The sequence below is a fragment of the Lacisediminihabitans profunda genome (assembly GCF_008040105.1).
GTDB classification, from domain to species: Bacteria; Actinomycetota; Actinomycetes; order Actinomycetales; family Microbacteriaceae; genus Lacisediminihabitans; species Lacisediminihabitans profunda.
Genome location: NZ_VRMG01000009.1, coordinates 114,088 through 135,200, shown reverse-complemented (window position 1 = coordinate 135,200; position 21,113 = coordinate 114,088). Strand labels below are relative to the sequence as shown.

The 21,113-nt window shown below is 65.4% G+C and carries 20 protein-coding genes; 9 read left to right on the top strand and 11 right to left on the bottom strand.

What is annotated here, in order from left to right:
• Positions 1-163 precede the first annotated feature (163 nt).
• The 5 genes from FVP33_RS13975 to dnaA all read right to left on the bottom strand — a co-directional run bounded on the left by FVP33_RS13975 (position 164) and on the right by dnaA (position 5,868).
• A complete protein-coding gene (locus FVP33_RS13975; RefSeq protein WP_147784302.1) occupies positions 164-661 on the bottom strand; it encodes a DciA family protein in 498 nt (165 codons plus the stop codon).
• On the bottom strand, positions 658-1,821 hold the full coding sequence (gene recF, locus FVP33_RS13970; RefSeq protein WP_147784301.1) for a DNA replication/repair protein RecF: 1,164 nt from the start codon (positions 1,819-1,821) through the stop codon (positions 658-660). Before recF ends, FVP33_RS13975 begins: the two co-directional genes overlap by 4 nt.
• Before the next feature lie 12 nt (positions 1,822-1,833).
• Positions 1,834-2,724: a phosphogluconate dehydrogenase (NAD(+)-dependent, decarboxylating) gene (gene gnd, locus FVP33_RS13965; RefSeq protein WP_147784300.1), complete on the bottom strand. Its 891-nt coding sequence runs from the start codon at positions 2,722-2,724 to the stop codon at positions 1,834-1,836.
• Positions 2,725-2,745: 21 nt separating this feature from the next.
• Complete coding sequence (gene dnaN / locus FVP33_RS13960) at positions 2,746-3,894, bottom strand: DNA polymerase III subunit beta (RefSeq protein ID WP_147784299.1); 1,149 nt, start codon at positions 3,892-3,894, stop codon at positions 2,746-2,748.
• 543 nt (positions 3,895-4,437) lie between these two features.
• Positions 4,438-5,868, bottom strand: coding sequence for a chromosomal replication initiator protein DnaA (dnaA, locus tag FVP33_RS13955; RefSeq protein ID WP_147784298.1), 1,431 nt, complete (start codon positions 5,866-5,868; stop codon positions 4,438-4,440).
• A gap of 276 nt (positions 5,869-6,144) precedes the next feature.
• Between dnaA and rpmH the strand changes: the two genes are divergently transcribed.
• The 8 genes from rpmH to FVP33_RS13915 all read left to right on the top strand — a co-directional run bounded on the left by rpmH (position 6,145) and on the right by FVP33_RS13915 (position 11,195).
• Complete coding sequence (gene rpmH, locus FVP33_RS13950; protein ID WP_010204566.1) at positions 6,145-6,282, top strand: 50S ribosomal protein L34; 138 nt, start codon at positions 6,145-6,147, stop codon at positions 6,280-6,282.
• Positions 6,283-6,291: 9 nt separating this feature from the next.
• Positions 6,292-6,630: a ribonuclease P protein component gene (gene rnpA / locus FVP33_RS13945; protein WP_147784297.1), complete on the top strand. Its 339-nt coding sequence runs from the start codon at positions 6,292-6,294 to the stop codon at positions 6,628-6,630.
• Positions 6,627-6,938: a membrane protein insertion efficiency factor YidD gene (gene yidD / locus FVP33_RS13940; RefSeq protein WP_147784296.1), complete on the top strand. Its 312-nt coding sequence runs from the start codon at positions 6,627-6,629 to the stop codon at positions 6,936-6,938. The genes rnpA and yidD overlap by 4 nt, the downstream gene beginning before the upstream one ends.
• 10 nt (positions 6,939-6,948) lie before the next feature.
• A complete protein-coding gene (gene yidC, locus FVP33_RS13935; RefSeq protein WP_147784295.1) occupies positions 6,949-7,920 on the top strand; it encodes a membrane protein insertase YidC in 972 nt (323 codons plus the stop codon).
• 41 nt (positions 7,921-7,961) lie between these two features.
• The gene (locus FVP33_RS13930; RefSeq protein WP_147784294.1) at positions 7,962-8,522 is read left to right on the top strand and encodes a Jag family protein; all 561 of its coding nucleotides are present in this window, start codon (positions 7,962-7,964) and stop codon (positions 8,520-8,522) included.
• 88 nt (positions 8,523-8,610) lie between these two features.
• Positions 8,611-9,183 (top strand): 16S rRNA (guanine(527)-N(7))-methyltransferase RsmG, encoded by a 573-nt coding sequence (rsmG, locus tag FVP33_RS13925; RefSeq protein ID WP_222706750.1) that lies wholly within the window; start codon positions 8,611-8,613, stop codon positions 9,181-9,183.
• A 147-nt stretch (positions 9,184-9,330) separates the two neighbouring features.
• A complete protein-coding gene (locus FVP33_RS13920) occupies positions 9,331-10,245 on the top strand; it encodes a ParA family protein (RefSeq protein ID WP_147784292.1) in 915 nt (304 codons plus the stop codon).
• The gene (locus FVP33_RS13915) at positions 10,245-11,195 is read left to right on the top strand and encodes a ParB/RepB/Spo0J family partition protein (protein WP_147784291.1); all 951 of its coding nucleotides are present in this window, start codon (positions 10,245-10,247) and stop codon (positions 11,193-11,195) included. Before FVP33_RS13920 ends, FVP33_RS13915 begins: the two co-directional genes overlap by 1 nt.
• Positions 11,196-11,739: 544 nt before the next feature.
• On the opposite strand, the gene FVP33_RS13910 is transcribed toward FVP33_RS13915, so the two are convergent.
• The 6 genes from FVP33_RS13910 to FVP33_RS20010 form a co-directional block, all read right to left on the bottom strand.
• On the bottom strand, positions 11,740-12,702 hold the full coding sequence (locus FVP33_RS13910; RefSeq protein ID WP_147784290.1) for a D-alanine--D-alanine ligase family protein: 963 nt from the start codon (positions 12,700-12,702) through the stop codon (positions 11,740-11,742).
• A gap of 37 nt (positions 12,703-12,739) precedes the next feature.
• Complete coding sequence (locus tag FVP33_RS13905; protein ID WP_147784289.1) at positions 12,740-14,095, bottom strand: aminotransferase-like domain-containing protein; 1,356 nt, start codon at positions 14,093-14,095, stop codon at positions 12,740-12,742.
• Between the two features lie 183 nt (positions 14,096-14,278).
• Entirely contained in the window at positions 14,279-14,605 is a 327-nt protein-coding gene (trxA, locus tag FVP33_RS13900; RefSeq protein WP_147784288.1) for a thioredoxin, read from the bottom strand.
• 29 nt (positions 14,606-14,634) lie between these two features.
• On the bottom strand, positions 14,635-15,612 hold the full coding sequence (gene trxB, locus FVP33_RS13895; protein WP_147784287.1) for a thioredoxin-disulfide reductase: 978 nt from the start codon (positions 15,610-15,612) through the stop codon (positions 14,635-14,637).
• Between the two features lie 130 nt (positions 15,613-15,742).
• Positions 15,743-17,413 (bottom strand): murein biosynthesis integral membrane protein MurJ, encoded by a 1,671-nt coding sequence (murJ, locus tag FVP33_RS13890; protein WP_246142345.1) that lies wholly within the window; start codon positions 17,411-17,413, stop codon positions 15,743-15,745.
• Positions 17,410-19,554 (bottom strand): DUF6049 family protein, encoded by a 2,145-nt coding sequence (locus FVP33_RS20010; protein WP_246142344.1) that lies wholly within the window; start codon positions 19,552-19,554, stop codon positions 17,410-17,412. The genes murJ and FVP33_RS20010 overlap by 4 nt, the downstream gene beginning before the upstream one ends.
• Before the next feature lie 126 nt (positions 19,555-19,680).
• Between FVP33_RS20010 and FVP33_RS13885 the strand changes: the two genes are divergently transcribed.
• Positions 19,681-21,105, top strand: coding sequence for a CCA tRNA nucleotidyltransferase (locus FVP33_RS13885; protein WP_147784285.1), 1,425 nt, complete (start codon positions 19,681-19,683; stop codon positions 21,103-21,105).
• Positions 21,106-21,113: the final 8 nt, after the last annotated feature.

Here is a 21,113-nt window from a genome sequence, read left to right as displayed (position 1 = left end):
AAGTTTGTCTCCTGCCGGGTGGATCGATGAGCCGTTCGCGACCGGGGTTCCCAGAAGGAAGCTGTCATGACGACCCTGCAATTCTACCAAATGAGAACGGGGTACAGGCCCGAAAACGCCCGTCTGGGGACTTTATTTCGGTGCGGCGACCTGTTTTGCCTAGTTAGCCGTAAGTATCGCGCGGACCGCGCCCTGGAATTGATCTGGGACCTCTTTTCCAGGAGGGGGCACCCGGCCCCTCAAAACGGATTGTCTCGATGCCGGCATCCGGATACCGCACGCTGATCTGCGTCATGATCTGAACCCGCATCAGTCGAAGCTGCGTCGCCCACGCCGTCGAGTCGCATCGCACCGTGAGCACCCCCTCTTCGATTCCGACCGGAGTCGAGTGTTCGGAGGTCTCGGCACCGGCGATCTGCGCCCAGGAGGAGAGCAACTCCGAGCGCGCGAGCGGCGAACTCCAGCCGAGCCGGGTGGTGAGCGCATCCACGATCGAGCCCAGTCCCTGGGGGTCGCGTCCGGCCCCGAACGGAACACTCGATCCCGGCTCCTTCGTCGCCCGCTTTCTGGCGTCGTTGGATCTTGACGAGCCGTCGCCGAAGACGCGACGGAAGCGCAGATAGACCGCGGTGGATTCACTCGGCGCGTTGTCCTCGGTCATGGAGTGCTCCCCACAATCGTTCCGTGCGCGATGTGCACCGTGTTTCCAGTGAGGGCGGCCGGCACATCGTCGAGAACGGCGGCCGTGATCAACACCTGCTCGAAGTCGGCGACGGCGGCCGCGAGTCTCAGCCGCCGAGACTCGTCGAGTTCGGCGAACACATCGTCGAGCATGAGCACCGGGTCGCCCATGTTCGATTCCCGGCGAAGAATGTTCGCCGACGCCAGCTTGAGGGCGAGGGCGAACGACCAGGATTCGCCGTGGCTCGCATAGCCGCGAGCCGGCAGACCGTTCAGCTCGAGCACGAGGTCGTCGCGGTGCGGACCCACGAGGGTGATCGCGCGGTCGAGTTCGCTGCGTCTCAGCCTGACCAGCGACTCTCGGAAGGCGACCGCCGCCTCCCGCGCCGTGATGATGTCCCGCCGCAACGCGGCGCCGCCCGCGTCGTCGGACTCGGACCCGCTGAAGATACTCAACTGGCTCGCGAGAGTGGCATGGTGGTCCTCCCCGGCGACGGCGGTGTAGGCCGCGGTGACCTCGGGCTGGAGTTCCGTGATCAGTGCGCTCCGCGCCTCGATGAGTTGTGATCCGAGATCCACGAGGCGATCGTCCCAGATGTCGAGGGTGCCCAGTTGGTTGCCCTTGACCCCGGACGCCCTGGCCGATTTGAGCAGCGTGTTGCGTTGACGTACCACCCGGTCGTAGTCGGCGATGACCCCGGAGAGCCGGGGAGAGCGCAGCACCAGCAGCTCATCCAGAAAGCGACGGCGCCCCGATGGCTCGCCCCGAATCAGCGTGAGGTCCTCCGGAGCAAACAAGACGCTGGAGAAGTACCGCGGCAGATCCCGCGTCTTGATCACCGAACGATTGATCTGCGCCCGATTCGCCGACGAACGGTTGATCTGCACCTCGGCGAGGATCTGTCGTTCGCCATTCTCGAGACGGGCGCGGATGATCGCCGCCTCCGCTCCCTGGCGGATCATCGCGTGGTCCACCGAGACGCGATGCGATCCGAGGGTGCTCAGGTAGGCGAGCGATTCCACCAGGTTGGTCTTGCCCTGGCCGTTGCTGCCGACGAACAGATTGGCGCCGGCGACGAGCGGCACCTCGGCGGTCGTGTAATTACGAAAGTCGGTGAGGCTGAGGTGGGTGACGATCACGCTGTCACTGGACTAGTCGACAGCTTTGACCGAGTGCCCGCCGAACTGGTTGCGCAGTGCGGCAACGGCCTTCATCGCCGGGGATCCCTCCGGCTGGCGTGATACGAACCGGGCGAAGATCGAGGCACTGATCGTGGGAACGGGCACCGCATTCGCGAGTGCCTCCTCGATGGTCCAGCGACCCTCGCCTGAGTCTTCGACGTAACCCTCGATGTCCTTGAATTCCGGGTCTTGCTCGAGCGCACGCACGAGGAGCTCGAGCAGCCAGGATCGAACGACGGTGCCGCGCTGCCAGGCCTTGAAGGTGCCCGTGACGTCCTTGATGATGTCGTCGCGCTTGTCGAGGAGCTCGTAACCCTCGGCGTAGGCCTGCATCAGGGCATATTCGATCCCGTTGTGCACCATCTTGGCGTAGTGGCCGGCACCGATTTCGCCGGCATGCACGAAGCCCTCCTCGCGAGGGCCGTCCGGACGCAACGCGTCGAAGATCGGCATCGCCAGATCGATGTTCTTCTTGTGGCCACCCACCATGAGGCCATAGCCGTTGGCCAGGCCCCAGACTCCGCCGGAGACCCCGGCATCCACGTACTCGATCCCCTTGTCGGCGACCAACGCGGAATGCTTGAAGTCCTCGGTGAAGCGCGAGTTGCCGCCGTCGATGATGAGGTCGCCGGCCTCGAGTAGTCCGGCGAGCTCGGTGACCACCGCAGTAGTGACCTCTCCGGCCGGCACCATGATCCACACGATTCGCGGCGTGGGAAGAGCCTTCACGAGTTCCTCGACGCTCGACACGTCGGACACGGCCGGGTTTCGATCGAATCCGGTGACCTCGATGTCGTGAGCACGCAGGCGCTCACGCATGTTGTTTCCCATTTTTCCGAGACCAACGAGGCCGATGTGCATGATGCGCTTCTTTCGATCTGACTAGCGGAGCAGCAGGTTGGGCTGCAGGAGGTACTTGTAGTTGTCGGCCCCGGGCTGGTCCTTGGATGACTGGCTGGTGATGAGAACGGGGCCCGGCTTGTTGGGATTCTCGGTCTTCGTGAACGAGATCCGCACGAATTCCGAGTGCACGGCACCGAGGCCGTCGAGCAGGAAGGCCGGCTTGAGCGACACGACGGTGTCGCTGCCGTTCAGGTGAGCATCGATGGTCTCGGACGCCTGGGCCTGCTCGGAACCGATGGCCTCGAGGGTCACGCCGTCGATCGTGAAGGTGAAGCGCAGGGCGGCCTCGCGCTCGAGAACGAGTGAGACACGACGCACCGCCTCGATGAGCTCCGCCGTGTTGATCACCGCGTAATTGTCGACAGTCTCGGGAAACAGGCGCTTGACCGGGGGGAAGTTGCCCTTGATGAGCAGAGACGTCACGGTCTTGCGATCGGCGCGGAACGCGATCAGCTCCCGGTCATCGGTGCTCGTGATGGCCACCGAGATCGTGCCGCTGTGACCGAAGGTCTTGCCGATCTCCTGCAGCGTGCGGGCCGGAACGAGTGCGGTGAGCGTCTCCGTGTTTGCGACGTCGCCGGAGTCCCACTCGATCTCGCGCACGGCGACCCGGTAGCGGTCGGTCGCGACGAGCGTGAGGCTGTTATTCGACACCTCGAGCTGCACGCCGGTGATCACCGGCGTGACATCGTCACGCGACGCGGCGACCGCGACCTGGGACACCGCAGTGGCGAAGGCATCGGCGGGGAGCAATCCGGTCTGCTCCGAGATCTGCGGGAGGGTGGGGTATTCCTCTACCGGCATGCTCAGGAGGGTGAAGGTCGCACTGCCGCAGTTGACCGTGATCCGACCCTCGACCGTGGAGAACTGCACCGGGGCGTTGGGCAGCCGGCTGGCGATGTCGGCGAGCAGGCGACCGGAGACCAGGATCTTGCCCGGCTCCTCGATGTCTGCCGCGATCTCGGTCTGGGCGGACACCTCGTAGTCGAACGACGAGAGTTTGAGCCCGGTGTCGATCGTCTCGATGAGCACACCGCTCAGAATCGGGAGGGTGGTGCGCTGGGGAAGAAGCTTGACGGCAAAGGAAACGGCCTCACTGAAGACGTCACGATTGACTTGGAACTTCATGCCCACCCCTGTCGATATGAAAGTTGCTCCGGGAGGTTAATACTGGCACAGCCGCTGTGCGCCAGAGTCCCAAGGGTTATCTCCCCCACCAATGAATTAATTAAAGGATTAACACTCTTAACCGCTGTGCGAACTGTGCATAACTCTTCGGAACCCAACAGTCGGCAGGGAACTACAACCGTGTGAGTTGTGGGGAGCCTGTGAAATTTGTTGTGATTCGGCGGCGGCGAAGAGCGAGTGATGAACGCAGTTTCCACAGGACTCGGCTCGAATCACACAATGATGTCGCGGTCTATCCACAGTTATCCACAGGTTATGCACACTGTGGGTTGAGCCTGTGGGTGACGGCTTGCCGGGGGTGGCCAGTGCTGTACCGCGGGCGCGCGCGTACTGCCCGTGGTGCGTGTGTTCCCCTTTGTCGCCGTTGTGCCCGGTCGAGCCGGCACGCGAGCGACAAAGGGGAACACACGCGGGGCGAGGGCGCCGCGCGACGGAGGCGGAGGCGGAGGGTGGAGCGAAGAGGCGGCCGGTTGCCCGCGCCGGTCAGATCTTGCTGTAGCGGTGGTTCTGCTTGATCCGGCTGGTGAGCTCGGTGACCTGGTTGTAGATGGAGCGACGCTCCTTCATGAGCTCGCTGATCTTCTTGTTCGCGTACATCACCGTGGTGTGGTCGCGGTTGCCGAACAGCTGGCCGATCTTCGGCAGGGAGAGATTCGTCATTTCACGGCAGAGGTACATGGCGATCTGACGTGCGGTGGCTACCGCCTGAGAGCGGGAGGAGCCGTAGAGGTCGTCGACCGTGAGTTTGAAGTACTCCGCGGTGTGGTTGATGATGTCGACCGGCGCGATCACGTTGTCGTCGTCGAGGGTGATCAGGTCCTTGAGCACGGTCTGCACCAGGGCGAGGTCTACCGGCGTGCGGTTGAGGCTCGCAAAGGCAGTGACCCGGATCAGGGTGCCCTCGAGCTCTCGGATATTGGATGACACCTTGGTGGCCATGTATTCGAGGATCTCGGCGCTCACCTGGAGCTTCTCGCTCTGGGCCTTCTTGCGGAGGATGGCGATGCGGGTCTCCAGGTCGGGAGCCTGCACATCGGTGATCAGGCCCCACTCGAAGCGGGAGCGCATCCGGTCCTCGAAGCCGGTGAGGGCCTTCGGCGGCAGGTCGCTGGTGATCACCACCTGCTTGTTGTGGTCGTGCAGCGTGTTGAACGTGTGGAAGAAGGCCTCCTGGGTCTCCACCGCCCGCTGCAGGAACTGGATGTCGTCGATCAGCAGAATGTCGATTTCTCGGTACCGGGATTGGAAGACCGATGCGCGGTTGTTAGCGATCGAGTTGATGAAGTCGTTGGTGAATTCCTCGGAGCTCACGTAGCGCACGCGGATTCCGGGGTAGAGGCTCTCGGCGTAGTGACCGATGGCGTGCAGGAGGTGGGTCTTGCCGAGGCCGGAGTCGCCGTAGATGAAGAGCGGGTTGTAGGCCTTCGCCGGGGCCTCGGCCACGGCAACGGCGGCCGCGTGGGCGAAGCGGTTCGAGCCGCCGATGACGAAGTTGTCGAAGTTGTATTTCGGGTTGAGCCGTGAGTCGGCCCGACGGGAGTTTGTGCCGATGGATTCCGAGAGAGGGGCCGGTGGGGCGACCTGTTCGATGTATGGCTGTTCTACCGCGGACGGGCTCGGCTCGCCCAGGGCGTCGTGTGCGATCTCGGGATTCACTACGATGGCGAAATTACTCACCGAATGGTCTTCGTCGAGTCCGGTGATGGCGTTGAGGAGCGGAAGTCGGATGCGCTGCTCGAGCATCCCGCGGGTGAGGTCGTTCGGAACCTCGAGGTAGAGGGTGCCGGCCATCACTCCCCTGGGCTCGACAAGACTCAGAAATCCCTGCAGTTGCGGGGTGATTCTCTCGTCGTCGCGAAGGCTGGACAGCACAGACGCCCAGATTTCCCTGGTCGGATCCGCAATGTCAGCCATGTTCCCCTCGCTGTTGTTGAGTAAGTTACTCACAGGGTTATCCACCGACTGTGCAGTCCCACCACCTTAGTTTGTGACGGCATGTCGCTGCCACGCCCCCTTTCACACTATGTGGATAATGCGGCTGGTAGCCTCAGGGTTTGACCGCAGCGCTTTAAGACCGTATTTTTAATCAGTTGACTTCAGCCTGATGGCTAACCTTCACTTCCTTGGCTTCCACTGCTCACTATTGCGAGCTGGCCTCGCGGAGTCCCAATACGTGGAGAAATAACAATCATGAGCAAGAGAACTTTTCAGCCCAACAACCGGCGCCGTGCGAAGGTCCACGGATTCCGTCTGCGGATGCGCACCCGCGCCGGCCGCGCCATCCTCGGTGCGCGTCGCCGCAAGGGACGCACCGAACTCTCCGCGTAGCCTTCGTTCGTGTTGGCCAAAGCCAACCGGCTGGTGACTGCGGACGACTATCGACGTCTCGTGCGTCGGGGTCGCCGGATCACCACCGAGCATGCGGTGGTCTATCTGGCGCGAGCCGATAGTGCCAGTGCTCCCCGGTTTGGCTTCATCGTTGCCAAGACGGTGGGAGTGGCGGTGAAGCGGAACCTCGTGCGCCGCCGGCTCAAGGCGCTCAGCTTCGAGGTGCTGGATCGTCTCGCTCCCGGTACCGAAATTGTGATTCGAGCGCTGCCAGGCGCAGCGCAGGCTAGCTGGGCTAATCTTCGTTCTGAGATTTCGGAAGCGTTGGGGGGCGAGACACGGAGGTGAATCGAATCCTGGCTTTTGTTCTGCTTCTCCCCCGCAACCTGAGTGTTCTCATCCTGAGGGTCTATCGTGCGGTGATCTCTCCCCTGTATGGAGACGTCTGCCGGTACTACCCCTCCTGCTCGGCCTACACGCTGGGTGCGATTCAGAAGCACGGCGTGATCAAGGGCAGCTGGCTCGGTGCGCGAAGGATCGCTCGCTGTCACCCCTGGGCGGCAGGCGGCGTGGATGACGTGCCGGAGCCCTCGGTTCAGAAGTACGCGGTAACGCGGTTTGGTTTTGTCACTACTCACGGCCATGGAAAGGGCTGACAAAAGAAAAATGCCCGACTTTATTGGCGTAATCCTCTGGCCCATCAAGTGGGTCGTCGAGCTGTTGCTCGTGTCCTGGCATTCTTTCTGGACGTTCCTTGGGTTGAATCCCGACGCAGGCTTCACCTGGGTGTTGTCGATCGTTGGCCTCGTGCTCGTGATCCGGGCGGCGCTCATCCCGATCTTCGTTCGCCAGATTAAGAGCCAGCGCCGCATGCTCGAGGTTGCGCCGCAGCTCAAGAAGATCCAGGACAAGTACAAGGGCAAGAAGGACCAATTCTCCCGCGAGGCGATGTCCCGCGAGACCATGGAGCTCTACAAGAAGACGGGCACCAACCCGCTCAGCTCCTGTCTGCCCCTCCTGCTGCAGATGCCCATCTTCTTCAGCCTCTTCTCGGTGTTGAGTTCCGCTCAGAACTACGACAAGACGCACCTGGCGGGCGTCGGTCTCCTGACCGGCCCGTTGGCCAAGTCGTTCGGGGAGTCTTCGCTTTTCGGAGTCGCCCCGCTGAAGCTCGCGATCAGCACCGCCAACGGCAACGTCGCGGTGATCGTCATCGCTGTGATCATGGTGGTCCTGATGACGGGATCCCAGTTCATCACCCAGCTTCAGATCATGTCCAAGAACCAGTCGGCCGAGATGAAGGCCAGCCCGATGTTCAAGCAGCAGCGCATCCTGCTGTACCTGCTCCCCCTCGTGTTCGCCTTCTCCGGCTTCACCTTCCCGCTCGGCGTGATGTTCTACTGGCTCGTCTCCAACTTCTGGACGATGGGTCAGCAGTTCCTGGTGATCCGTAACATGCCCACGCCTGGCAGCGAGGCGGCGCTCGCCCGGGAGACGCGAATTGCCCGCAAGGCCCAGCGCCGCGGATTCACGTTGGTCGAGGACGGGCCAGAGCAGATCGAGGAACCGCGGCAGACGCAGCGCGTTCAGCCGGTGAATGCGAAGAATCGCAAGAAGAAGCCAGGCGCCAAGAAGTAGTTCGCGCAACCCTCAGCATCCTCAAGAAAGAGAGCAGTCACGTGGCAGAGACGACCCATGACGTAGAGAACGAGACTCCGGTCCCCACGAGCGACGAGGCCGTCGCGACGGAGGCCACCGTTGACGAGGGTGCCGGCCGTTCGGTCACCCAGCTCGAGGAGGAGGGCGACATCGCCGCCGATTACATCGAGGAACTCCTCGACATCACGGACCTGGACGGCGATATCGACATCGACGCCCGCGACGGCCGCGCGTACCTGTCGGTCAACTCGAGCCAGGACAGCAACCTTCGACTGCTGTCGAAGCCGGAGACCGTGAACGCGCTCCAGGAACTCACCCGCATCGCGGTGCAGGCGAAGACCGGGGTGTTTTCTCGACTCATCCTGGATGTGGGCGGATCGAGGCAGGCCAGGGAGGCCGAGCTCTCGCTTCTCGTCGACCGGGCGGTCGATCGGATCGAGGGCGGCGCCGAGTCGGCAGCCCTTCCACCGATGTCGTCTTACGAGCGCAAGCTCGTGCACGACCTGGTCGCCGCCAAGGGACTCTCGTCCGCGTCGGAGGGCGAGGGTTCCGATCGCCACACCGTCATCTCCCGGGCCTAGTTTCACGTGAAACATCGACGTGGTTGAGTCGTCGCTCCCCGGGCTCGAGCAGGAGCCTGAGGCGGCCGCAGAACTCTTTGGCGATCGGATGGAGCTCGCGCGGGCCTATACCCGGCACCTCGCCGAGCGCGGCGAGGAGCTCGGGCTGATCGGTCCGCTGGAGATTCCCCGGCTCTGGACCAGGCACGTGCTGAACAGTGCACTGCTCGCTCCCCTGCTTCGTCCAGGTCGAGTCGGTGACATCGGCAGCGGTGCTGGACTGCCGGGCCTCGTGCTGGCGATCGCGCGTCCCGACGTTCAGCTCATTCTCATCGAGCCGATGGAGCGCCGCGTGGAGTGGCTGCGGCACGAGACGGCGGAGCTCGGACTCGACAACGTCGAGGTCGTTCGCGCCCGCGCCGAGGAGGCGAAGCTGAAGCCCTGGCTCGACCAGGCCACCGCCCGCGCGGTGAGCGCCCTCTCCAAACTCATCCCGCTCACCGTTCCTCTCGTTCGCTCCGGTGGCGAGCTGCTCTTCCTCAAGGGGGCAGGCGTCAGCGCGGAGGTCGAGGCGGCGGCAAAGTCCATCCGAAAGGCGCGACTCACCGACGTGGAGGTCCTGACACTCGGAGAGGGCCTCGTAACCGAGGTGACCCGGGTGTTTCGGGCTACAGTTGACTGATCGATCCCCGCGCGGCGTGCTTCGTGGTGCGAGTCGTCTTGGCGGCCGCACAACGTGAGTCGAGCGTGACGGATGGTCGGGCACAGCCTCGGTGCGCCCGCTCGTTCGCTCACCATCGCCCCACCTCCCCAGCCAAGAAGGTTTCACGTGAAACATCCTGAACCCACCGAGGTCAATTCCGTCGGAGCATTCGACGACACCCCGTTGGCTCGGGAATTGTCCGAGATCACGAGACGCAAGCTGGCACTGGCCGCCCAGCGGCTTCCCCTGCCGCCGAAGACCCGGGTTCTCACGGTCGCGAACCAAAAGGGGGGAGTGGGCAAGACCACTACCACCGTCAATCTTGCGGCGGCGCTCGCCCGCAGCGGTGCTCGCGTGCTGGTGATCGACCTGGATCCTCAGGGCAACGCCTCCACCGCCCTTGGTATCGAACACCGCTCGGAGACCGTCAGCGTCTACGACGTGATCATCGGAGACGTCCCCATGGCCGGCGTCGTGCAGAAGAGCCCGGAATTCGAGTCTCTCTACTGCCTCCCGGCCACCATTCACCTCGCGGGCGCGGAGATCGAGCTCGTCTCGCTGGTCGCTCGCGAGCAGCGGCTGCACACCGCCCTGGACCAGTTCCTCGCCGAGAGCCCCGACCTCTTCCACTACGTCTTCATCGATTGCCCGCCGTCGCTCGGTCTGCTCACGATCAACGCGTTCGTCGCGGCGCAGGAGGTGCTGATTCCGATTCAGTGCGAGTACTACGCGCTCGAGGGACTCAGCCAGCTGCTCAACAACATCAAGCTGATAGAACGACACCTCAATCCGGTGCTCACCGTGTCCACGATCCTGCTCACGATGTACGATTCCCGCACGAATCTCGCGAACCAGGTCGCCCAGGACGTACGGGATCACTTTCCCGACCAGGTTCTCAACACGCTCATCCCGCGTTCGGTGCGTATTTCGGAGGCGCCGAGCTATGGTCAGACCGTAATCAGTTACGACACCAACTCCACCGGCTCGCTCTCCTACCTCGAGGCGGCCGCCGAAATCGCACGACGAGGGGCACCGCAGTAATGGCCGCACCAAAGAGAACCGGACTGGGCCGAGGGATCGGCGCGCTCATCCCCACGGACGAGGGCAGCCCAGCGCGACCGGTAGATGTCTTCTTCCCCACGAGCCGCCCAGAGCCGGAGGGCCTCGTCGCAGTTCCGGGAGCCCGACTCGCGAACATCGCCCCCAGCGACATCGTCCCGAACGCCGCCCAGCCGCGCAAGGACTTCATCAAGGAGGATCTGGACGAACTCGTCGCCTCCATACGCGAGGTCGGCGTTCTCCAGCCGATCGTCGTGCGCCCGATTGTCGGCGCGACCGCCACCGGGCCGCACTACGAGCTCGTCATGGGCGAGCGTCGCCTTCGCGCGAGCAAGGAACTGGGGCTGGAGACGATCCCCGCCGTGGTCAAGAACACCGCGGACGAGGCAATGCTGCGCGATGCGCTGCTCGAGAACCTTCACCGGGCGAACCTCAACCCGCTGGAGGAGGCATCGGCCTACCAGCAGCTCCTCGCCGACTTCGGAATCACGCAGGACCAGTTGGCCACGCGGATCGGGCGGTCACGTCCGCAGATCACTAACACCATCCGCCTGCTGCGACTGCCCACGTCCGTGCAGAATCGCGTCGCAGCCGGGGTGTTGAGCGCCGGACATGCCCGGGCCATCCTCTCGGCCGGGGACGACGCCACGATGGAACGTCTGGCCGACAAGATCGTGAACGAAGACCTGTCCGTGCGCGCTGCGGAGTCCGCGGCGGGACTCGTCACCACCAAGCCGGCTCGACCGGCTCGGCCGAGTGCGGGTCGGCGCCAGGGTCAGCTTGATGAGATCGCCGAACGCCTCGGGGATCGCCTCAATACCCGGGTGAAGGTGAACCTCGGCGCGACCAAGGGCACGATTGTGATCGACTTCGCGACAGTGGCCGACCTCAACCGAATCCTCGCAGAGCTGAACGAGCCGGGATTCGGCTAGGCCGCAATCGGACGGCTGTGCGCTAGCTTTACTGCCCAGGGGCGTTGGGAGGGCATTTCGGCCTGCTTGTCCCCGCCACTGCGCGGCGCTCCCTTGCGCATGGCACGCGTTGTGCAGAACGGCTCGGGCGTTCACGGGTGCCCGCCCGGCAGACTCCAGTTATGCAGGACGGGTTGTGCAGGACGTGTCGGGCGGATAGCGAGGACGATCGGTGCAGAACCGACGGGAGCGTCCTGCAGACCGGGACACTTCGGGTCGCGACACCACTGCCGTGTCCTGCACAAGCTGTCCTGCATAACTGGAGTCTGCGGGGTAGGCGCCCACGTCACCGGGGCCCGTCCTGCGGAACAGGGACCAACCTGAAGAACAGGGACCAACCGATGCGGGCGGCACCGCCAGAGGGCCGCCGACGGCCACACGCGAACGTCCCTAACGGTGTTTCAGAGTCAAAGCGGCATCAGCGTGGGACACGAGGACCTCGCTCACGTTCACCGAGTGAAGCGAGTCGTCACACCCAATCAACCAACCTGCCTGGGCAGTACAACTAGGCGCGGCTCTCCCGGATGGCGGCCTCGGCGAGAGCCGAGTAGACCCAGCCGAGATCGTGCCCGGCGGCCTCGAGCGCCTGAGGAAGGAGCGACGTTTCGGTGAGTCCGGGCAGCACGTTCGCCTCGAGGAACCAGGGGATACCCTCGTCGTCCACGATCAGGTCGACGCGAGAGAGGTGTCGCAGGCCGAGAGTGCGGTGGGCGAGTAGCGCCGCCTCAGCCGCGCGCGCGGTCTCCTCGGCTCCCAGCCTGGCGGGCGTGAAGAACCTGGTCTCCCCGGCGTTGTACCGGGCCTCGAAACTATAAACCCCTGATAGGGGCTGTATTTCCACCGCCGGTAGGGCCACTGGACCGTCGCCGCTGTCGATGATGCCGATGGCGATTTCGGTGCCGATGATGCGCTTCTCGATCAGTGCGACATCACAATAGGTGTACGCGTCAACCATTGCGCGGGGCAGGTTGGCGCGATCGTCGACGAGGGTCACGCCCTGGGCCGACCCCCCCTGGGCCGGCTTGACCACGACGGGCACCGGCAGCTCTGTTGAGAGGCAGTCGAGCACGCTCTGGGCACCGAGCTCGCGGAAGGCATCCCGGGAGAGGGCGATGGACTTGGGTGTCGCCACGCCGTCGCGATCGACCAGCACCTTGGCGGTCGGCTTGTCCCAGGCGAGGCGCGCCGCACCCGAATTGGACCCGACATAGGGGATGCCGATGAAGTCGAGCAGGCCGCGCAGGGCGCCGTCCTCCCCGCTGGCGCCGTGCAGGGCCGGCCAGACCACGTCTGGTCTGGTCTCGGCGAGGTAGGCGAGGAGGGTGGCATCCGGATCGCGAAGCTCGACGGTGATGCCGTGTTCGGCGAGGCTGTCGGCGACCCGGCGACCGGATCGCAGGGAGACATCCCTCTCGTGGGAGATTCCACCGGCGAGCACCACCACGGTGCGCGGGGAAGACTCGTTCATTTCGTCGCTCTCTTCACTGGTGCCGACTGGCCGGTGGCTAGTCGATGTTGGGCGGCGGGCTCACGATGCCCTGTTTGAGGGGAATTGTGGCGAGCGGCGTGGTCTGGGAGAAGGTGTTGAGCAGGTCGATCTCGCCGTTGATGACCGTGGAGAGCCGCCGGATGCCCTCCCGGATGAAGTCGGGGGTCGGGTAGCAGAACGAGAGGCGGATGTTGTTGCGCCCGTTGCCGTCCGCGTAGAACGCCGTTCCTGGGGTGTAGGCCACGAGTTCCTTCACCGCGCGCGGGAGCATGGCCTTCGAGTCCAGGTGGGAGGGAAGGGTCGCCCAGACGTAGAATCCGCCGTTCGGCACGGTCCAGGAGAGCTGGGGCAGGTACTCGGCGAGGGCGCCGAGCATGGCATCGCGCCGATCCCGATAGATTCCCCTGAAGGTATTTATCTGCTCTTTCCAGTCCGCGGTGTTGAGGTACTCCGTGATCATCAGCTGGCTGAAGGAACTGGGGGAGAGCACGGCAGCCTCGTTGGCGAGGATGAGCTTCTCGCGGATGGCGTGCGGGGCCAGGGCCCAGCCCACTCGAAAGCCCGGGGCGAGCGTCTTGGAGAAGGTCCCGAGGTAGATCACGCCGTCTTCCTCCACGGAGCGCATCGCCTGGGGCGGGGGTGAATCGAAGTAGATCAACCCGTAGGGGTTGTCTTCGAGCACGAGGATGCCGTTGGAACGGCAGATTTCGAGGATTTCGAGCCGTCGTTCCCAACTGAGCGTCACCCCGGCCGGATTGCTGAAGGTCGGAACGGTGTAGAGGAACTTGATCGCCTTGCCCGCCGCCCTCAACCGGGTGATCGCCTCCCGCAGGGCCTCGGGGATCAGTCCGTGCTCGTCCATGGGCACGTGCTGAATATCGGCCTGGAAGGAGTTGAAGACCACCATGGCGGTCACGTAGCTCGGCCCCTCGGCGAGAACGACGTCCCCGGGGTTGATGAAGAGCTTGGTCACCAGCTCCAGGGCGTGCTGGGATCCGGTGGTGACGACTACGTCATCCACACTCGCCCGGATGCCCTCGAGTGCCATGATCTCGAGAATGTGCTCGCGGAGCGCCGGTACGCCCTGGCCGGAGCCGTACTGCAGGGCCTGGGGGCCCACATCCCGCATCATCCGCTCGAAGGCGCCGGCGATGAGTTCGCTCGGCAGGGCCGAGACGAACGGCATGCCGCCGGCCAGCGAGACCACCTCGGGGCGCGACGCGACGGCGAAGAGGGCGCGCACCTCGGAGGCACTGAGGCCGGCCGTGCGGTCCGCGTACAGGTCGTACCACGGGTCGAGGTTGGTTCCGGCGCCGGACAGGCCGGCATCGCGTTGGGCCGCATGGTGCGGCGTGGTGCCGTGGCTGCTCATCTGGAATCCCGGTTGTGCGAAGAAGTGGAGAAGCTTAAACAATAGACGGTGGTGTCTGGGGCGCCCGTTAGGCCGACTCGGACCGCCACGAAACAAAGAGACCGCCACGAAACAAAGAAGGGACCCGCCCACTGCGTGTGGACGGGCCCCGAGATCGTGCGGGCTAGACGAGCCCGCCGACTACTACTTGAGCCACTCGGCGAAGTCGGCCTCGAGCGCCGGCTTCGGCTTGGCGCCGATGACGCTCTTCACGACCTCGCCGCCTTTGAACAGCTTCATGGCCGGGATCGAGGTGATCTGGTACTTCGCGGCGATCTCCATGTTGTCGTCGACGTTCACCTTGACGAGCTGGATCTTGTCCGCGTGCTCCGCGGCGATCTGGTCGAGGATCGGGCTGACCGCGCGACACGGTCCGCACCACTCGGCCCAGAAGTCCACAAGCACGAGCTTGTCGGAGTCCAGCACGTCGGCCTGGAAGCTGGCGTCGGTCACATCTTTGGCGGTTGACATCGATTTCTCTCTTTTCGCTTGGATCGGCCCTAGGCCGATACGGTTTCGGGCTCGGGCAAGGCGGTCGCTCTGGCGAGCAGCTCCTTGGGAATGGAGGCGAGGTAGTGCTCGGCGTCGAGGGCGGCGACGGTGCCCGAACCGGCGGCCGTGACGGCCTGTCGGTAGGTGGGATCGAGAACGTCGCCCGCGGCGAAGACCCCGGGGATGTTGGTACGTGAGCTGCGGCCTTCGACGGCGATGGTGCCATCCGGGTTGATGTCCAGCTGGCCGTGCACGAGGTGGGTGCGGGGGTCGGCGCCGATCGCGACGAAGAGCCCGCTGACATCCAGAGTCGTCTCCGAACCGTCCGTCGTGTCGACGAGGCCGAGGCCGGTCACAGCGCCGTCGCCGTAGATGTGCTCGACGGTCTTGTTGAAGATGAACTCGATCTTGGGATTCTCGAGGGCGCGATCCTGCATGGTCTTGGACGCGCGCAGGGTGTGGCTGCGGTGGATCACGTAGACCTTGTCGGCGAATTTCGTGAGGAACGTCGCCTCCTCCATCGCCGAGTCGCCGCCGCCGACGACCGCGATGTTCTTCTTGCGGAAGAAGAACCCGTCGCAGGTGGCGCACCACGAGACGCCGTGGCCGCTCAGGCGCTCTTCGTCCTCGAGGCCGAGCTTGCGATACGCCGATCCGGTGGCGAAGATCACGGTGAGGGCCTCGTGCACGTCCCCGTTTCCGAGGGTGACCCTCTTCACGTCGCCGCGCAATTCGAGTGACGTGACGTCGTCGAGCACGATCTCGGTGCCGAAACGCTCGGCCTGAGCCTGGAATGCAGCCATGAGGTCCGGGCCCTGGATGCCCTCCGGGAAGCCCGGGTAGTTCTCCACCTCGGTGGTCTTCATGAGCTCGCCGCCCGCCTCAACGGAACTCGCGATGAGCAGCGGGTTCAGGTTGGCTCGAGCGGCATAGATCGCTGCCGTATAGCCGGCGGGACCGGAACCGATGATGATGGTCTGGCGCAACTGGAACATCTCCTTGGCTGACGGTGGGCGCAGGCCTCTGCCCGCTCCACTTCCCGGTACAACACATCCTATTCGCACGATATTCCACGGCCCGGAAAGCCCGGAGGACCGGGTCACGACCGGCCCGAAGTCAGCGGCGGCGGCCGAATCGCGCGCTGACGACGCTCGTGACGGAGGCGAGCTCCGGGTTGCGGAAGGCGAGGAGCAGGCCGAAATACACGGCCCCCATCACCGCCGCGGCGATGACTATCGACAGGAGCGCGGGGAAGACTCCGGACTGGGCGAAGCCGTCCGCCGAGTAACCGCCGAGGAGGGCCACCACTGCGACCCCGACGGCGCCGGCGGCGAGCGAGAGCACGAGGTATTGAAGGTGCCGACGCAGAACGAGGGCGCCATCCATGCCCATCAGCCGACGACGGACCAGCACGATCGCCAGGACGGCCTGCGCGCTACCGGCTAAGGAGGTTACAGCGGCGATCCCGACTCCGATCCACGCGGTCGGGAGCAGGATGCAGAGCAGGGCGCCGATGACGAACAGCCCGGACTGCACGCACTGCATGAAGAACGGGGTGCGCGTGTCACCGAGGGCATAGAACACGCGTTGCAGCACGAACAACATGCTGAAGAGGATGAGCCCGGGCAGGAACGCGAGAATCACGTTTCCCATGGCGGCGACATCGGTGAATCCGGTGATGGTGAAGACTCGGGCGAACGGGTAGGCGACTACAGAGAGACTCACCGCGGCGAAGACGATGAGCAGGCCGATGCTGCGGAGCGAGGCGGAGAGGTCGTCGCGAACTCCGCCGAGATTTCCTGCGCTGGCATGGCCGCTCATCCGGGTGAAGTACGCCGTGGCCACCGACACGGCGATCACCGAGTGCGGAAGCATGAAGATGAGCCAGGAGTTCTGCAGCGCGAGGTTCGACGCCCCGTTGCCGGAGGCGATCGAGGTCACCTGGCTCTGCACGATGCCCGCGAGCTGGGTGATGAGGATCATGCCGAACAGCCAGCCGGCGGCCTTGCCCGTGGCCCCGAGGCCCACCCCTCGCCAGCGGAAGTCGGGGCGGAAGCGCAGTCCGGCGCGCCTCCAGAACAGGAACAGCACCAGGGCCTGCGCGGCCACGGCGAGGGTCGTTGATGCGCCGAGCAGTGTGATGCGGGCGGTGTCCCAGACCTCGACGGTGCTGTTTTGCTGGGCTCCACCGAACAACACCATGAAGAACGCGAAACCGGCGATCGAGACGACGTTGTTGAGCACCGGCGCCCAGGTGAACGGGCCGAAGACCTGCCGGGCGTTGAGCACCTCGCTCAGCAGGCTGTAGAGCGCGTAGAAGAAGATCTGGGGCAGGCACCAGTAGGCGAACGCCGTCGCGAGGGCGAGCGCCGCCGGAGTGAAGCCGCGACCGGTTGTCGACTGCACGGTGTAGACGCCGACGAGCGCCGGGGCGGCGAGGGTCGCGGCAATTGTGACGACGGCGAAGACGACGATGCCGAGCGTGACCACGCGGTTGATGAATTGCTGGCCGCCGTCGGAGTGCGCCGCGGCGCGCACGATCTGCGGCACCAGCACCGCGCTCAGGACGCCGCCGGCGACGAGCGCGTAGATGTTGTTCGGCAGCTGGTTACCGACCGCGAACGCGTTGCCGGCCGCTCCGAGCGAGCCGATCGTGAGCGCGAGCACCACTGCGCGCACGAATCCCAGCACCCGGGACACCACCGTGCCGGCGGCGAGGATCGCGCTCGCGCGCCCCAACCCGGCTGGAGGCTCCACGGCCGCTGCCGGGTCGACGGGGTCGCTCACGAGGTGGTGGTCTCTGCGGAGTCGGCCGGGGCGGGAGTCTCGTCCGACTCGTCGCCCGGCTCGCCGTCGCCGGCTGGCCCCTTGCCCTTGCGGCGCTTGCGGATGTTGCGCCAGATGCCGAACCCGAAGACGCCGACGACCAGGGCGGCCACGACCGCGGTGAAGGCGGTCTCCCATCCGGCCTGCACCTCGACCTTGGTCTGAACCGGCCTCCCGATCGGGATGTTCGTCGCGCTGGACAGCGTGGTGTCGATGAGCACCTCGCCGTTCGCCACGGATCGGATCGGCACGGATGCCTTGGCCTGGGAGTTCGCCTCGATGGTGAGTTCCACTCGCGGTTCGAGAACCTCGAGGATGCCGGTGGGCGACCGCACGCTCACGTAGACGGTGACCGGCCACGGCAGCTTGTTGCTCACGGTGACCGGCAGCGGACTGTTTTGAGAGGTGAGGAAGAGCGAACTGCTCTCGGCAATGCTCACCGAATTGAGGATCGTGGTGGACCGGGTCAGGTACTTCGCGTTTGCGGCCGCCAGCCCGGAGTCGTCCGAACTCCACGAGTTCGAGAGCAGCGCGAGCAGACTGAGCCGGCGTTCGGTGCTGAGCAACGAGGGGTCAGCGAGCACCGAGGAGAAGTTGCCGACCTGGGCCTCGGAGGCGAGGAGAGCCTTGATCTGGGCCAGGCGCGCGGCGGGCACGGGCTTGGCGGTGACGGATGCACTGATCGGTTCGCCGGCAGTGGCGACGGCAGCCACGGTGGCCGGGGTCGCCCACGACAGGGCGGCGAGCGCGTCCAGGGTCTGGGACAACCGCGGCTCGATCCCCGTCGAGCGGCCGAGTGTCGTCAGGAGGGTGCGCGACTCCGCCAGGCGTTCCCGGCCCACCACGGCGATCGACCCGGAGAGCCTCACCATCGCGTTCTCCCACGCGAGCTGCGACGAGGCCCCGGCCGCCGACCGAAGCAGGGAGGAGAGAATGTTATCCGAGACGACGACGCGATGCTTGTCGATCGTCGCCGCCGCACTCGGCGTGTAGTTGACGGTGTATGACACGTTCGAGGAATTCAGGATGGTGGTGCTGAGACCGAACGAGTCGAAGGCATCGAGGTCGGCCTCCACCACGGTGTCGTCGGCGGGCCAGCCGATCTTGTCGATCGTGTACGGCCAGGCGACGAGGCTCTCGGGTGTCGGCAGCGGACTCACCGGCCCCCCGGTGGGAGACGGGGTCGGTGTCGGGCCGCCGGTCGGCGCGCCGGTCTGGGGTGACGGGGACACGGTGCTCGCGCCGGGGAACAGGGTCGGGTCGATCGGGAACCCGGTGGGGGTGAGAAGTCGCTTCGACCCGGCCTGGGTCGCCACAGCGAGGTCGGAGTCGGCGTAGCTGAGGGCGAAGGTGTCATTGGGCGCACCCTCGAGCCGGGACAGCCAATCGGTGGCGGACTGTGGAGCGCTGTCGCCCAGGACGCGGATGGAGGCGAGCAGCATCGGATCGATTCCGATGGCGACATTGCGCCCGATGACCGAGTCGAGGTCGTGAGAGAGGATGCCCCCGATCCCCGTGTAGGTGGCGAGCAGGTCGGCGGGGATGAGGCCCGTCGTCGGGTGGGGAACCGTCAGCGCGAAGGCGACCGCGAGGCCGGTGGCCGCGACCGGGCCGCCGGGGGCCCACACGATGTCGGTCCTGGCCTGGGCGACGACGCTGCCGACGCTGCGCACCGTGACGGCGACGGTGCGCGTGCCCCACGACGACTGGGCGCTCAGGCTCACGGCGGCCGCCGGCACCGTGATGACGACGGGAACGGAATGTCCGGCCGGCACCTCGGGGGTACCGGTCTCGAAGATCTTCGTGCCGAGTTTGTCGTCGCCGAGAATCGAATCGGAGTCGTGCCAGCCGGCCAGATCGGTGCGGGACGAGACGGCGGTGCGGTTGAGCGTCACGGTCGCGGTGCCCGCCGGAATCACCTGGGCGCCGGAGTTGGAGATCGTGCCGCTCAGAACGAGGTCCTGGCCCGGTGCGAGTGTGCCGAGGGCCGCCGGAGCGAAGGTCGCAACGACCGCGGGAGGCTCGGCCGCCTCCGCCGCCACGGGCAGCACGATGGCACCGATGGCCATGGCCAGCGCAATCAGGAAAGTGACTAGTCTCATAGGCGATTGGGGTCGGCACCACCAGGATTGCTCGGCCGTCCCCCAGTGATTCTAGGGTCATCCACCTCGGCGCCGCCTGTGCCGACCGACCACGCGCCGTGCGCGGCCGCTACTAGTCTGGGAGCCATGGAAAGCGTCGCTTCGGCAATTCAGCGGCTGTCGGACCTCGCCGAGTCCCCGCACATCGCCCGCCTCGCGGCCGCCTTCGCCGCCCAGGGCTTCGAGTTGGCCCTCGTCGGCGGTCCGGTTCGCGACGCCTTTCTGGACCGTCCGCTCAACGATCTCGACTTCACAACGAATGCGCGCCCGGACGAGATCCTTCGCGTCGTGAAGCCGATCTCCGACACGCACTGGGACATCGGGCGGGCCTTCGGCACCATCGGCGCGCTCATCGACGGCCACACCGTGGAGATCACGACCTACCGCAGTGATGCCTACGACGGCGAGACTCGCAAGCCCGTCGTGGACTTCGGCGATTCGCTCGAGGGCGACCTGGTTCGCCGCGACTTCACCGTGAACGCGATGGCTCTGCGGCTTCCGCAGAAGCAGCTCGTGGATCCGTCAGGGGGGCTCGAGGACCTGGTCGCGCGCCGACTCACCACCCCCGGCACGCCGGAGCACTCCTTCGGGGACGATCCGTTGCGCATGCTTCGCGCCGCCCGGTTCACCTCCCAACTCGGATTCGCGCTCGACGAGCAGACCCGCTCTGCCCTCTTCGCACTCGCCGACCGCATTTCGATCATCTCCGTCGAGCGCATCAACGACGAGATCAGCAAGCTGCTCTGCAGTCCGTCCCCGCGGGAGGGCCTGCAACTGCTCGTGGACAGCGGGCTCGCGGCGATCGTGCTGCCGGAGCTTCCCGCCCTACGGCTGGAGATCGACGAACACCACCATCACAAGGACGTCTACGAGCACAGCCTCACCGTGCTCGATCAGGCCATCGAGCTGGAGACCGAGCGCAACCCCGGCGAGGCCCCCGACCTCATCCTGCGTCTCGCCGCCCTGCTGCACGACATCGGCAAGCCGGCGACCAAGCGCACGGAGGCGGGCGGGGTTGTCACCTTCCACCACCACGACGTCGTCGGGTCGAAGCTCGCGAAGAAGCGGTTGCGGGAGTTGCGCTACGACAACGAGACCATCGCCGACGTGTCCCGGCTGATCGAACTGCACCTGAGGTTCTTCGGCTACACCGAGGGTGCCTGGACGGATTCGGCCGTTCGTCGGTACGTGCGGGATGCGGGACCCCTGCTGGAGCGGCTGCACATCCTCACGCGGGCCGACGTGACCACCCGCAACCGCCGCAAGGCCGACCGTCTGTCTTTCGCCTACGACGACCTCGAGGAGCGCATCGTGACGCTCGGCCTCGAGGAGGAGCTTGCCGCGATCCGCCCGGACCTCGACGGTGAGCAGATCATGGAGATCCTGTCGCTGCCACCAGGGCGCGAGGTGGGCGAGGCCTACCGCTTCCTGCTCGAGCTTCGACTCGAGGAGGGTCCGCTCGGCGTGGACCTGGCCGCCGAGCGTCTGCGCGCCTGGTGGGAGTCCCGCTAGCGAGCCTC

Bases quoted from the DNA above. Each gene is read 5' to 3' on its own strand.
- FVP33_RS13975 (WP_147784302.1), bottom strand. From the start codon at position 661: ATGACCGAGGACAACGCGCCGAGTGAATCCACCGCGGTCTATCTGCGC.
- gnd (WP_147784300.1), bottom strand. From the start codon at position 2,724: ATGCACATCGGCCTCGTTGGTCTCGGAAAAATGGGAAACAACATGCGT.
- dnaN (WP_147784299.1), bottom strand. From the start codon at position 3,894: ATGAAGTTCCAAGTCAATCGTGACGTCTTCAGTGAGGCCGTTTCCTTT.
- dnaA (WP_147784298.1), bottom strand. From the start codon at position 5,868: ATGGCTGACATTGCGGATCCGACCAGGGAAATCTGGGCGTCTGTGCTG.
- rpmH (WP_010204566.1), top strand. From the start codon at position 6,145: ATGAGCAAGAGAACTTTTCAGCCCAACAACCGGCGCCGTGCGAAGGTC.
- yidC (WP_147784295.1), top strand. From the start codon at position 6,949: ATGCCCGACTTTATTGGCGTAATCCTCTGGCCCATCAAGTGGGTCGTC.
- rsmG (WP_222706750.1), top strand. From the start codon at position 8,611: ATGGAGCTCGCGCGGGCCTATACCCGGCACCTCGCCGAGCGCGGCGAG.
- FVP33_RS13915 (WP_147784291.1), top strand. From the start codon at position 10,245: ATGGCCGCACCAAAGAGAACCGGACTGGGCCGAGGGATCGGCGCGCTC.
- FVP33_RS13910 (WP_147784290.1), bottom strand. From the start codon at position 12,702: ATGAACGAGTCTTCCCCGCGCACCGTGGTGGTGCTCGCCGGTGGAATC.
- FVP33_RS13905 (WP_147784289.1), bottom strand. From the start codon at position 14,095: ATGAGCAGCCACGGCACCACGCCGCACCATGCGGCCCAACGCGATGCC.
- trxA (WP_147784288.1), bottom strand. From the start codon at position 14,605: ATGTCAACCGCCAAAGATGTGACCGACGCCAGCTTCCAGGCCGACGTG.
- FVP33_RS20010 (WP_246142344.1), bottom strand. From the start codon at position 19,554: ATGAGACTAGTCACTTTCCTGATTGCGCTGGCCATGGCCATCGGTGCC.
- FVP33_RS13885 (WP_147784285.1), top strand. From the start codon at position 19,681: ATGGAAAGCGTCGCTTCGGCAATTCAGCGGCTGTCGGACCTCGCCGAG.